The following is a 13,162-nucleotide window of genomic DNA, read 5'->3' on the forward strand; positions in this document are numbered from 1 at the left end:
TATGAAGAAGAAAATTTTAGTATTGTTTCTTTTGGCTTTCGTTTTTACTTTTGGTCAAAAGAAAAGTTTTACAATTGATTGGAAAGACTCAAAAGAGTTGAATTTTGGAAATCATTCATTAAACCTTCCATGGTTTGAAGGTTCTCATTATAACTTCAATTTTGAAGAAGGGCTACAATTTGTAGCGCAATGGGATGTTAATGGAAACATCGATGCATCTTCTGTAGCAATTAATAATGTAAAATATCAAACAATTTCAGATCAGGATTTATTTGAGTTGGATATTAAATCCATAAGCTCATCTCTAAACTTTAACCTAAGAGCTTCAAAAGCAAGAAATAAGTACTATGCTTACTTAACGTTATCTCCTATTATTAAAGATACTAATGGAGTTTATAGAAAAGTAATTAGTTTTCAGGTAAGCTTTAATATGTTGTCTGGTTCTAATTCGAAACGCATTTTAGGAAAGACATTTGGAAATTCAAAGATAATTTCTAATTCAGTTTTAAACTCTGGAGAATGGTATAAATTTTATATCGACACAACAGGAGTTTTCAAGTTGTCAAAAGGATTTTTACAAAGTTTGGGTATAAACGTTAATAGTGTAGATCCTAGAACTATCAAGATTTATGGGAATGGGGGTAGAATGATACCATACTCTAATGCCGAACCTTATCCATTTGATATCACAGAAAATGCCATAAAATTTGTTGGTGAGCAAGATGGTGAGTTTAACAATGAAGATTATATTTTGTTTTATGGACAAGGTCCAAATGGTTATAACCAAGAGAGTAATACTCATATTAACTGTTATGCCGATAAAACATATTATTACGTTAATATAAGTCCTGGTCAAGGTAAACGCATACTGGAGTTTAATCAACCAACTGGAAATGTTGATTTAGTAATTAATACATTTCAAGATTATCAATTTCATGAAAAAGATGTCCATAATATAGGTACTATAGGAAGACGTTGGTTTGGAGAACGTTTCAATTTAGAAAATGAGCAAACTTTTAATTTTGAATTTACTGATTTAGTGACTTCAGAGTCTTTATTAATAAAAGTTTATACCGCCGCTGTTGCGTCTAATAATACGTTTATGGATGTGAAAGTTAATGGTACGTCGGTTAGTAATTTAAGACTTGGGCCAACTAGTAAAACTGTATTGGGAACAGGTTCTTTTTATTCCGGAAATGTTGATGTCTCTAGTTCTAATATCAACGTTACTCTAACTTATGATAATGCTGGAAATCCTAGTGCCTTGGGGTATTTAGATTATATTTCTATTGAAGCTACTAGGCAGCTTAAATTTAGTAATAAGCAATTTCAATTTAAAAATAATGCAACAATAAATTCATCTGGAATTGGAGAGTACACTATTTCAAATGCCGCCAAACTGACAGAGGTATGGGATGTGACAGATATTTACAATGTTACAAATATAGAAAACACTCAAGGAATTGATAATTTAAGTTTTACTGCAACTTTAGGGGTAGAAAAGGTATATATGGCTTTATCATCTTCGGATTATTTTGAGCCTAAAACTGATTCTAATAAAACTGTAAGAAATCAAAATATTAAAGGTACTATTTTTCAAAATGTCCAAGGAGAATTTCAAGATGTGGATTATTTGATAGTTGCGCCAAATAATATGCTTAATCAGGCTGAAAGATTGGCACAGATAAATAGAAATCAATATGATTTAAGTGTAAAAGTTGTTGGTCTAGATGAAATTTATAATGAGTTTAGTACAGGTAGTCAAGATATAGGAGCCATCCGGAATTTAGTGAGGTATATATATGACAATGCAAGCGTTCCAGAAAATAGGATTAAGTATTTGTGCTTATTTGGAGATAGCTCTTATGATTATAAAGATAGAATTCCCAATAATACAAACATAGTTCCTTCGTGGCATGCATATAGTAGCTTCAATTTAACAAACTCTTATATCTCAGATGATTTTTTTGGAATGATGGATGAGAATGAAGGCACTATGAGGTCTAGTGATTTATTAGATATTGCTATTGGAAGAATTATAGCGGATACTCCACAGAGAGCTAAAGAGTTGGTAGATAAAATAGAATCTTACTATATTAAAGAAGCTTTTGGAAGTTGGCGTAATAATTATATTGTTGTTTCTGATGATGTAGATGAAGATTGGGAAGGAATATTACAGCAAACTACTGATGATATTGGTAATCAAGTTACTGAAAACAAACCCTTCATTAATGTTGTGAAGTTGCACATGGATGCGTTTCAACAAGAATCTTCTGCCGGTGGAGATAGTTATCCTAAAGTAACTGAAGAATTATCAAATGCTATAGATAATGGTGCTTTGGTAGTAAATTATTTTGGGCATGGAGGCGAGGATGGTTTGTCAAGTGAAAGAGTGTTGTTGAAACCAAACATTGAAGAGTTTAGAAATGTTTGTAAATTAAATTGCTTTGTTACAGTTACTTGTGAGTTTACTAAATTTGATAACCCGTTTAGGCAGACAGCTGGAGAATTCACATACTGGAAAAAGGATGCAGGGGCCATAAGCTTAATTACTACAACAAGACAAATATTTGTCAACTTCGGAATCACGTTCAATACTACTTTAGGTCAATATTTATTTTCTTTTAATGATGATGATAATTTTGCAGACCATGAATATCCAACTATGGCAGAAGCCCTCAGGTTGACAAAAAACGATAATCGTATTTCATTTTCTAGTCAGCGAAGACTAGTGTTTTTTATAGGTGATCCAGCTATGAAATTAGCTTTTCCCAAACCAAATATTAGGTTGACTGAAATTAATGATGTACCAATTACACAAGTTACAGATACATTAAAAGCTTTAGGGAAAGTTAAATTAGCAGGAGAGGTTACAAATGTAAACGGAGAACTATTAAATGATTATAAAGGTGTAATTTCAACTACAATTTATGATAAGTTTATTGATAGGCAAACTTTAGCTAATGACAGGACAACAAATGGAGGGAGATTGGTAAAACTAGATTTTAAAACTTTAGGTGAAATAATATTTAGAGGAAAAGCATCAGTAACCAATGGTAAGTTTGAATTTGATTTTGTTGTACCAAAAGATGTTAGTATTCCAGTAGGGTTAGGGAAAGTGAGTTTTTATGCAAAAAATGAACAATTAACATCAGATCGAACTGGTGCTAATATTACAGATGTTAAAATTGGAGGTGTTAATGAAAATGCGGAAGAGGATAATATAGGTCCTGTTATTACCATTTATATGAATGACGAAAACTTCGTGTCTGGTGGAATAACTAATGAGTCTCCCACACTTTTAGCCAAACTAGAAGATAATAATGGTATTAACACCGCAAGTGGTATTGGACATGATATTGTAGCAATAATTGATGGAGATGAAACTAATCCTTTCATATTGAATGATTATTATGAAACGGAATTAGATGATTATCAAAAAGGAACGGTTAGTTTCCCATTTAGAGATTTAGAACCTGGATTACATACACTAACTCTTAAAGCGTGGGATGTTTATAATAATTCCTCGATATCTGAAATTCAATTTATTGTATTTGATCAAGATCAGGAATTGGTAATTAATAATGTATTAAATTACCCTAATCCGTTTATAAATTATACAGAATTTTGGTTTAACCACAATAGTTCGGAACCTTTAGACGTTTCTATACAGATATTCACAGTTTCTGGTAAATTGGTGCGCACATTAAATGGACAAACATCTGGAGGTGTTAAAGCAACGAGTTCACTCTCTAAAGATATTGTGTGGGATGGAAGAGACGATTTTGGAGATAAAATAGGAAAAGGTGTCTATATTTATAAGCTAACCGTAAAGTCAAACTTATTAAACAAAAAGGTAGAGAAAATCGAGAAACTTGTAATACTCTAATAAAAAATTATATTTGCAACATAAATCTATACTATGAAGACTAGAATAATAGCGTTACTAATTTTTGGTTTAACGCTGAACTTAACCGCTCAAACAGTAATTATTCCTAATGAAAATGACTCTCGAGTAATTACTACAGGGGTTCCTTTTGTACTAATAGCACCTGATGCTAGGGCAGCAGCCATGGGAGATATGGGAGTAGCAACGTCTGTTGATGCATTTTCACAACAATGGAATTCATCAAAATATGTGTTTTCTGAAACAAAATCTGGTGTTGCAGTAAGTTATACGCCTTACTTAAGTAAATTAGTTAATGATATTTTTTTAGGAAATGTTACTTACTTTAATAGAATTGATGAGCGTAGTTCATTTGCTGCAAGTTTTAAATATTTCTCTTTGGGAGATATAGAATTTCGTGCCGATGAATTTTCAGAAGCATTAATTCAAAGACCAAATGAATTAACTATAGATGCATCTTACGCATTAAGATTATCTGACCAATTTGCAATGTCTGTAGCAATGCGCTATTTACGATCAGATTTACGATTGAATGTTGGAAATAATGATGCTTCTGCAGCAAGTACTTTTGGAGTAGATATTTCGGGATATTATCAAAGTGAAGAAGAGGCTTATAATGATTTTAATGGACGTTGGAGAGCTGGATTCGCTATTCAAAATGTAGGTCCTAAATTTAAATATGATGATGGTGGAGTTGAAAATTTTCAACCAACAACATTACGTTTAGGAACAGGATTTGATTTTATTTTTGACGATTATAATAAAGTATCTGTAACTGCCGAAGTTGCTAAGTTATTAGTGCCTACGCCTCCAATTTTGGGAGATGAATATGGTTTTACAGATAATAACAGTAATGGTACCTATGAAGAGGATGTAGATGATTTGGATGCTAACCCAACAAGAGAAAATGTTATATTTAGTGGTCAGACACAAGATGTAAGTTTCTTGTCAGGAATATTTCAATCTTTTGGAGATGCACCAGGCGGTTTTAGTGAAGAATTAAAAGAGTTTACTTGGTCACTTGGAGCTGAATATCTATACCAAGACTCTTTTGCTTTCAGAGCAGGTTATTTTAATGAAAGTGAAGAAAAAGGAGCTAGGAAATTTTTAGCTTTAGGTGCTGGTTTTAAGTACAACGTTATTAATATAGATTTATCTTATTTGTTTTCTGCATCAAAAGTACAAAGTCCATTAGAAAATACATTGCGCTTTTCTTTAACCTTTAATATTGGTGCAGGAGAGTATGTTGAGTATTAAATTATAAAAGTACATATATCTTAAAAACTATTGTTCATAGGACAATAGTTTTTTTGTTTAAGATAGAATCATATACCTTTTTAGCTAATTAGAAATTTTTATGAAAGAATTAAAAATAGATACCACATTCTACGTTTATAAAGATAAAAATGAATTACCTAAAGATGTGATTGAGTTGGTGCAAAAAGCAAAAGAAATAAGAAAGAAAGCCCACGCTCCATACTCAAATTTTACAGTTGGAGCTGCTGTTTTGCTTGATAATAGCGAAATCGTTACAGGGAATAATCAAGAAAACGCTTCATTTCCCTCAGGTTTATGTGCTGAACGTACTGCTATTTATTATGCTGGTGCAAACCATCCTGATTCTAAAATTTTGAAAATAGTAATTACTGCGGGTTCTTTGGTAAATGATACATCACAACCAATTCCACCATGTGGAGCATGTAGGCAAGCTATTGCGGAATATGAAGTAAAACAAGATTTTCCAATAGAAATCTATTTTATGGGTACCTCTGGAAATGTACTAAAATCTAATTCCTTGAAGAATTTATTGCCCTTAGTTTTTGATAAATCTCAACTGTAGTAATCTGTTATTTTAAAAAGGTCAAATAGATTCTTAGTTTTATCAGAGAATCTTTGAAAATTTATAACTAATTATAATTTTTTAATATTTTTTACTTTAATCATGTTGCGTTTTTGCAATACAACGCAATGTATTACTTTTGTATTTCGCGAAATTAAAAACTTAATTGTAGCCAATGCAAAAAATCACAAAAGAGGTTTACCTCAAATGGTACGAAGACATGTTATTCTGGAGAAAGTTTGAAGACAAACTTGCTGCCGTTTACATTCAGCAAAAAGTAAGAGGGTTTCTTCATTTATACAACGGTCAAGAAGCTGTATTAGCAGGAGCTTTACACGCTATGGATTTGACTAAAGATAAAATGATAACTGCATATCGTAATCACGTTCAGCCAATAGGTATGGGAGTGGATCCAAAACGAGTTATGGCAGAATTATATGGAAAAGTAACCGGAACTTCAAAAGGGATGGGTGGCTCAATGCATATTTTTTCTAAAGAATTTAGATTTTATGGTGGTCACGGTATTGTAGGTGGTCAAATTCCATTAGGAGCAGGAATTGCTTTTGGTGATAAATATCATGGTGTAGATGGTGTAACTTTATGTTGTTTTGGAGACGGAGCAGCACGTCAAGGTTCACTTCACGAAACGTTTAACTTAGCCATGTTATGGAATTTACCAGTAGTATTTGTTTGTGAAAACAATGGATATGCCATGGGAACATCAGTTGAGCGTACTGCAAATCATGATGATATTTGGAAATTAGGTTTAGGTTATGAAATGCCTTGTGGTCCAGTAGATGGAATGAACCCTGTAAAAGTTGCTGAAGCTTTTGATGAAGCTATACAAAGAGCAAGAAAAGGAGGAGGGCCAACATTTTTAGAATTGAAAACATATCGTTACAGAGGGCACTCAATGAGTGATGCGCAACATTATAGAACTAAAGATGAGGTGCAAGAATACAAGAAAATTGATCCTATTACACAAGTAAAGGACGTTATTCTTGATAAGAAATACGCTTCTGAAGATGATATTAAAGCTATTGATAAACGTGTTAAAGAACGTGTTTTGGAATGCGAGAAATTTGCTGATGAATCTCCATATCCAGAAAAACAACAACTTTATGATATGGTTTACGAGCAAGAAGATTATCCATTTATTAAACACAAATTATAAGATATGGCAATAGTTGTAAACATGCCGCGTTTAAGCGACACGATGGAAGAAGGAACCGTTGCTACATGGTTAAAAAAAGTAGGAGATAAGATTGAAGAAGGTGATATTTTAGCTGAAATTGAAACAGATAAAGCAACCATGGAGTTTGAGTCTTTTAATGAAGGAACATTACTTCATATTGGTGTTCAAGAAGGTGAAACCACAAAAGTAGATGAGCTTTTAGCTATAATTGGTGATGAAGGTGAAGATATATCAGCTATTCTAAATGGAGGTGGTAACGCTTCCGCGGAAGTAAAAGAAGACGATAATAAAGAAGAAGTTGCTGAGGAGTCAAGTTCAGAAGAAGCTTCTGTTGCTAACGATGCACCAGCTGCATCAGCTGATTTACCAGAAGGTGTTATAGTTGTAACCATGCCACGTTTGAGTGATACCATGGAAGAAGGTACTGTAGCAACTTGGTTAAAGAAAGTTGGAGATACCGTTGAAGAAGGTGATATTTTAGCTGAAATTGAAACAGATAAAGCGACTATGGAATTTGAATCATTCCAATCTGGAACGCTATTAGAAATAGGATTAAAAGAAGGCGAATCTGCAAAAGTAGATGCTTTATTAGCTATTATTGGACCTGCAGGAACAGATGTTTCTGGAGTAGCTTCAAGTTTCTCTGCAACATCAGCTCCAGCTAAAACAGAACAAGCTCCTAAGGCTGAAGCTAAAAAAGAAGCGCCAAAAGCAGCTTCTACTGCATCTGCACCGAAGGCAAGTGCTCCAACTCCAACACCTGTTACAGAAAACGGGCGTTTATACGTATCACCATTAGCTAAAAGATTAGCTGAAGAAAAAGATATTAACTTGTTGAAAGTACAAGGTTCTGGTGAAAATGGCCGTATTATAAAAAGAGATATTGAAAATTACGAACCAGTAACAGGAGCAGCATCGGTTGGTAAATTTGTGCCTTCTGGACAAGAAGATTTCGATGATGTGGATAACTCGCAAATGCGTAAAGCTATTGCTAAAGCATTAACAAATTCTAAATTCTCTGCACCACATTATTACTTAAGTGTTGAGTTTGATATGGAAAACGCTATGGCATTCCGTACTCAGTTTAATTCAATTCCAGATACCAAGATTTCTTATAATGATATTGTAGTTAAAGCTTGTGCTTTGGCATTAAAGCAACATCCTCAAGTAAATTCACAATGGTTTGCTGATAAAATGCGTTTAAATAACCATGTGCATATTGGAGTAGCTGTTGCAGTTCCTGATGGATTAGTTGTGCCAGTTGTACGTTTTGCTAACGAGCAAACCTTACCACAAATTGGTGCAGCAGTAAAAGAGCTAGCAGGAAAAGCAAGAAACAAAAAATTAACTCCAGATGAGATGCAAGGAAGTACTTTTACTGTTTCTAACTTAGGTATGTTTGGTATAGATACATTTACGTCAATTATCAATCAACCAAATTCAGCAATTCTTTCCGTTGGAAATATTGTTGAAAAACCAGTTGTTAAAAACGGTCAAATTGTTGTTGGTCATACCATGAAATTATCACTAGCTTGTGATCACAGAACAGTTGATGGTGCTACTGGAGCTCAATTCCTTCAAACGTTAAAAGGATATATTGAGAATCCTGTGACTATGTTGGTATAACCAATTACAGAGAGAAGTAGACGTTTATAAAACTTAAACCTGTTTCATTTGATTGAAACAGGTTTTTTTATCTTTAAATTTTTAAATTCAAAAAAATGAAAGGATTATTTAGAGTGTTGATATTGTTGCTTATATGCAGTTGTAGAAGTGAAGTGAAATCAGAATCTATTACTATTACTTCAGAGGATGTTCAACAAATAGTTAGTTACTTAGCTTCAGATGAATTAAAAGGAAGAGATACTGGTACAGAAGGTATAGAAAAAAGCGCTAGTTATATTGAAAACCAATTTAATTATTTGGGTGTTAAACCCTATTTTGATTCTTATAGAGATAATTTTAAAGTAGATAGTTTAAACGCTTTTAATGTAGTTGGCTATTTAGAAGGGAATGATGATACATTAAAAAAGGAATATATCATTTTAGGTGCGCACTATGACCATATTGGTTATGGCAAAACGGTTGAAGGAGATTCAATTGCCAATGGGGCTAATGATAATGCTGCAGGAACAAGTACAGTTATAGAAATGGCAAAATATTTTGCCAATAAAAAGAATAATAAACGCAGTATTATTTTTGCATTATTTTCAGCTGAGGAAAAGGGATTGTTAGGTTCAAAACATTTAGCAAAGCGTTTAAAAGAAGAAAACTTAAATCTTTATGCTATGGTTAATTTTGAAATGGTAGGAGTGCCTTTTAAAGATAGAGATTACGAAGCATTTGTAACAGGTTATGATATGTCTAATATGGCTGAAAAGATAAATTTATATACCAAATCAAATATAATAGGAAAGTCTGAAGTGGCTATAAAATATAGTTTGTTCAAACGTTCGGATAATTACCCGTTTTATCAAGAATTTAATGTGCCTTGTCAGACTATTTCCTCATGTGATATGTCTAATTTTGATTATTATCATCATGTAGATGATGAGGTAGATAAGTTAGATTATAACTTTATGGCTAGTTTGATAAATAAAGTGATTCCTGCTATAGAGACAATGGCAAATACAGCTACTAAAGAAATTAAAATGAACAATGAGTAAAAACATAATTATTACTGGAACAAGTAGGGGTATTGGGTTTGAACTAGTGCAATTATTTGCTAAAACTGGACATAATGTTTTAGCGCTTTCACGGAATGAAAAGCCAATTCAAAAATTAAACTTAGAAAAGGTTACTTGTTTTTCTTTTGATTTGAATGATAATGGAGCTTATAAAAAAGTTGAAGATTTTATAAAAGAGGAATGGAATCAGGTAGATATTTTAATTAATAACGCAGGGTCACTTTTAAACAAACCCTTCGCTAAAACATCTATTTCAGATTTCGAAAATGTTTATAAAACCAATGTTTACGGCGTTGCTGAACTTACAAGAGTTGTTTTGCCATTTATGAAAACCAATAGTCATGTGGTTGCCATAAGCTCTATGGGCGGTGTACAAGGTAGTATGAAATTTCCGGGTTTAGCAGCATACAGCTCTAGTAAAGCCGCAGTAATCACATTAACAGAATTATTGGCAGAAGAATATAAAGATTCCGGTACTTCATTTAACGTTTTAGCATTAGGAGCCGTACAAACCGAAATGCTAGAAGAAGCGTTTCCTGGATATCAAGCGCCTATAACAGCATTAGAAATGGCAGAATATATCTTTGATTTTTCTCTTAAGGGAAACAAATACTACAATGGGAAACTCCTACAGGTATCAAATTCTACTCCCTAGATAGTTTTATATATAATTTGGTAAATTCAACTAGTAATGGGGATGTTTAACGATAATAATATATTGTAGATGATCCATTTTTTAATTTTACGTTATAGAATTATCAATTAAATTACCTAAAAAAGTCGTATTCAAAATTTAAAAAAATATATAGCCCTGAATTTTAATTGTTGGTTTGGTCTCTTTGCTTTTACCCTAATTTGGCAAACTTTCAGCTTAGCTCAAACACCTTTATATTCTGATGTTTTAGTAAGCGATAGTAATAATACTGCTAACTCCATTGGTGAAGCAAATACTAGTAGAAGTATTGCCATTAATGAAGCTGGCGAAATTTATATTGTGTATAGTGGTTCTTCAGGAATTAGAGTAGCAAAAAGTTCTGATAGAGGGCAGAGTTTCCTCACTAGTGTTTTAGTAGATAATGGCATTGTAGAAACCGAAATAGCAGTAAATGAGAGAGGTGATGTTTTTGTGGCTTGGTCACAAGGAATTTCCATTCGTTTTTCTAAAAGTATAGATGGCGGAACTACATTTAGCCCACCTGTAACTATTGGTAATGGAGCAGGTGGTGATGCTCTACACATGGCTACCTTTAAAAATATGGTTTACATTATCGATAGATTTGGTTCAGTAGTTTATGCTAATGATAATTATGGCGATGGTATTTTTAGATCACGTAATTTTTCGGGTTATGTTTATGCTGATGTGAGAACTGATAAAAACGGTGTGGTTTATGTTCCAGCTGATGACCCAACGTTGTATCTTTTTAAAAGTTTAGATTCTGGGGTTACATACGAACCTGTCCGTTTTCAAAATGTTCCAAGGATTTTTCTCTAGTTATACATTAAGTCAAGGCCCTTGTGGCGATTTTATTTTTGTAGGAGGCGGTGGAGATACTAATAATGTTGGTTATAAGATTGATGTTAATACTGGTGAAAATTTCTTAGTGTCTTTAGGTGTTAATGATGGAAGGGATACAGGAAGAACTTTAGTGGCTGATGATAGAGGTACTTTAATAGACGGTTATAAAAATAGTAACGGAGAATTATTGTTTAATGTGAGTTATGATCAGGCAGAAAATTTTGGACCACCTATATTGGTAGCACAAGGTACTAGCCATAATTTGGAAATTAATAACGCTTATAATGATGTGGTAGTGGTATATTCCAAAGGAGGACAAATTTTTGCTTCAGTTTATGATAATATTCTAAAGGGTATCACAATAGATAGTCAAATAATGCAACCTTTATGTGCAGGAAGTTCTTTTGATGTGTCCTATTCGCTTTTAGGACAGTTTGTTTCAAATACCACTTTTTCTGTTTACTTAAGTGATGCTGATGGTAGCTTTGATGATGCTACACTATTATCAACAGTTACGTCCAATACTAGTGGCACTATTGAAGTTGTAATACCAGAAGATATTGAGAGTAGCGAATTGTATAAGTTGAAATTACAATCTACAGAAAACTGTACAGAGAGTAACCTTATTGATATTAATATAAGAAAACCAGAAATTCCGTTACAAGATGTTTATTTATTCTGTGATTCTGAACCATCAATCTTACTTTCATTAGACCCAACATTTCTGTCTTGGGAATGGGTTTATGACGATGGTACAATTGTATCGAATACATTTGAAGCTTCAGTTTCAGAAATCGGGAATTACTCTGTTATCGTTACAAGTGATTTTGGAGGTTTAGTTTGCAGTAGTACTTTTGAGTTTAGATTAGATCGTTCTCAACCACCTGAGATATCTGAAGTTAAGATTAACGAATTATCCGATGCTAATTCGATAGAAATAATTCCATCTCAACCTAATGCTTTAGAATACTCCTAGATGGTATGAATTATCAAAATTTAAACATATTTAATAATTTGGCAGGTGGAGAATACACTGTGTTTTATCGAGATAAAAATGGTTGTGGAGAAGGTCAAACAAATGTTATATTATTGGACTATCCTAAATATTTTACACCAAATGGAGATGGTATAAACGATACTTGGCAAATTAAAGGATTGGGAAAGTTTCCTGGAGCACTTACATTTATTTATGATAGATATGGAAAACTGATTAAACAGATTTCTGATAAAAATCCAGGATGGGATGGGACGTTTAATGGCAATAGATTATTGACTTCTGATTATTGGTTCGTGGCTAAATTGAATAATGAACGAGAAATAGTTGGACATTTTACATTAAAACGATAAAAATGAGTAAAAAATATAAATGCATCATTTTTGATTGCGATGGCGTATTAATAGATAGTGAATCTATTGCAATAGGCGTTTTAGTTGATATGGCAAATGATTTAGGAGCCAATATGGAGTTCAAAGAATCATTAATTTCTTTAAAAGGAAAGTCGCTTAACTTATGCATGAGTCTAATTTCAGAACGAATAGGTAAACCATTACCTGTTAATTTTGAATCAGATTATCGTATCAATACATTTGAAGCTTTTCGAGAGAAAATTCAACCTATTAATGGTATTAAAGATGTAGTTGAAAGTTTAGATATTCCATTTTGTGTAGCATCTAGTGGTCCTGAAAATAAAATTAGATTAAATCTAGAAGTTACAGGATTATTACCTTTTTTTGAAGGTAATATTTTCAGTTGTTATGCAATTCAAAAATGGAAACCAGAACCTGATATATTTTTATGGGCAGCCAAAACCATGGGTTTTGAGCCTAGTGAGTGTTTGGTAATTGAAGATAGCGTTTCTGGAGTCAAAGCTGCAAAATCTGGCGGTTTTGATGTTTTTGGCTATACCGAGCACGATTATAAAAATGAATTAGAAGGCTTAGCTAACAAAATATTTAAAGATATGCGTAAACTGCAAGAACTTCTTAAATAAGAACTAAATAAAGCATGAATATTTAT

General features: G+C 32.7%; 11 protein-coding genes. All 11 read left to right on the forward strand.

All coding sequences use genetic code 11. From position 1 onward, the window contains the following. Position 1 precedes the first annotated feature (1 nt). A complete protein-coding gene (gene porU, locus AC0L5U_RS18405; RefSeq protein ID WP_473417888.1) occupies positions 2-3,889 on the forward strand; it encodes a type IX secretion system sortase PorU in 3,888 nt (1,295 codons plus the stop codon). A gap of 33 nt (positions 3,890-3,922) precedes the next feature. After that, positions 3,923-5,164 carry a type IX secretion system outer membrane channel protein PorV gene (gene porV, locus AC0L5U_RS18410; protein WP_473417889.1) on the forward strand — a complete coding sequence of 414 codons (1,242 nt, stop codon included), beginning with the start codon at positions 3,923-3,925 and terminating at the stop codon, positions 5,162-5,164. Between the two features lie 100 nt (positions 5,165-5,264). Continuing rightward, entirely contained in the window at positions 5,265-5,747 is a 483-nt protein-coding gene (gene cdd, locus AC0L5U_RS18415; RefSeq protein ID WP_473417890.1) for a cytidine deaminase, read from the forward strand. Positions 5,748-5,922: 175 nt separating this feature from the next. Beyond that, positions 5,923-6,921: a pyruvate dehydrogenase (acetyl-transferring) E1 component subunit alpha gene (gene pdhA / locus AC0L5U_RS18420; RefSeq protein ID WP_473417891.1), complete on the forward strand. Its 999-nt coding sequence runs from the start codon at positions 5,923-5,925 to the stop codon at positions 6,919-6,921. A gap of 3 nt (positions 6,922-6,924) precedes the next feature. Further along, positions 6,925-8,568 carry a pyruvate dehydrogenase complex dihydrolipoamide acetyltransferase gene (locus tag AC0L5U_RS18425; protein ID WP_473417892.1) on the forward strand — a complete coding sequence of 548 codons (1,644 nt, stop codon included), beginning with the start codon at positions 6,925-6,927 and terminating at the stop codon, positions 8,566-8,568. A 95-nt stretch (positions 8,569-8,663) separates the two neighbouring features. Further along, a complete protein-coding gene (locus tag AC0L5U_RS18430; protein WP_473417893.1) occupies positions 8,664-9,608 on the forward strand; it encodes a M28 family metallopeptidase in 945 nt (314 codons plus the stop codon). Then, on the forward strand, positions 9,601-10,284 hold the full coding sequence (locus tag AC0L5U_RS18435) for an SDR family NAD(P)-dependent oxidoreductase (RefSeq protein ID WP_473417894.1): 684 nt from the start codon (positions 9,601-9,603) through the stop codon (positions 10,282-10,284). Before AC0L5U_RS18430 ends, AC0L5U_RS18435 begins: the two co-directional genes overlap by 8 nt. A gap of 339 nt (positions 10,285-10,623) precedes the next feature. Next, the gene (locus AC0L5U_RS18440) at positions 10,624-11,121 is read left to right on the forward strand and encodes a hypothetical protein (protein ID WP_473417895.1); all 498 of its coding nucleotides are present in this window, start codon (positions 10,624-10,626) and stop codon (positions 11,119-11,121) included. Beyond that, entirely contained in the window at positions 11,099-12,121 is a 1,023-nt protein-coding gene (locus tag AC0L5U_RS18445; protein ID WP_473417896.1) for a hypothetical protein, read from the forward strand. The genes AC0L5U_RS18440 and AC0L5U_RS18445 overlap by 23 nt, the downstream gene beginning before the upstream one ends. A gap of 5 nt (positions 12,122-12,126) precedes the next feature. Continuing rightward, complete coding sequence (locus AC0L5U_RS18450; RefSeq protein ID WP_473417897.1) at positions 12,127-12,492, forward strand: T9SS type B sorting domain-containing protein; 366 nt, start codon at positions 12,127-12,129, stop codon at positions 12,490-12,492. Between the two features lie 2 nt (positions 12,493-12,494). Beyond that, positions 12,495-13,136 (forward strand): HAD family hydrolase, encoded by a 642-nt coding sequence (locus AC0L5U_RS18455; RefSeq protein WP_473417898.1) that lies wholly within the window; start codon positions 12,495-12,497, stop codon positions 13,134-13,136. Positions 13,137-13,162: the final 26 nt, after the last annotated feature.

Source organism: Jejuia sp. G7-7 (genome assembly GCF_055808955.1).

Bases quoted from the DNA above. Each gene is read 5' to 3' on its own strand.
- porU (WP_473417888.1), top strand. From the start codon at position 2: ATGAAGAAGAAAATTTTAGTATTGTTTCTTTTGGCTTTCGTTTTTACT.
- porV (WP_473417889.1), top strand. From the start codon at position 3,923: ATGAAGACTAGAATAATAGCGTTACTAATTTTTGGTTTAACGCTGAAC.
- cdd (WP_473417890.1), top strand. From the start codon at position 5,265: ATGAAAGAATTAAAAATAGATACCACATTCTACGTTTATAAAGATAAA.
- pdhA (WP_473417891.1), top strand. From the start codon at position 5,923: ATGCAAAAAATCACAAAAGAGGTTTACCTCAAATGGTACGAAGACATG.
- AC0L5U_RS18425 (WP_473417892.1), top strand. From the start codon at position 6,925: ATGGCAATAGTTGTAAACATGCCGCGTTTAAGCGACACGATGGAAGAA.
- AC0L5U_RS18430 (WP_473417893.1), top strand. From the start codon at position 8,664: ATGAAAGGATTATTTAGAGTGTTGATATTGTTGCTTATATGCAGTTGT.
- AC0L5U_RS18435 (WP_473417894.1), top strand. From the start codon at position 9,601: ATGAGTAAAAACATAATTATTACTGGAACAAGTAGGGGTATTGGGTTT.
- AC0L5U_RS18445 (WP_473417896.1), top strand. From the start codon at position 11,099: ATGTTCCAAGGATTTTTCTCTAGTTATACATTAAGTCAAGGCCCTTGT.
- AC0L5U_RS18450 (WP_473417897.1), top strand. From the start codon at position 12,127: ATGAATTATCAAAATTTAAACATATTTAATAATTTGGCAGGTGGAGAA.
- AC0L5U_RS18455 (WP_473417898.1), top strand. From the start codon at position 12,495: ATGAGTAAAAAATATAAATGCATCATTTTTGATTGCGATGGCGTATTA.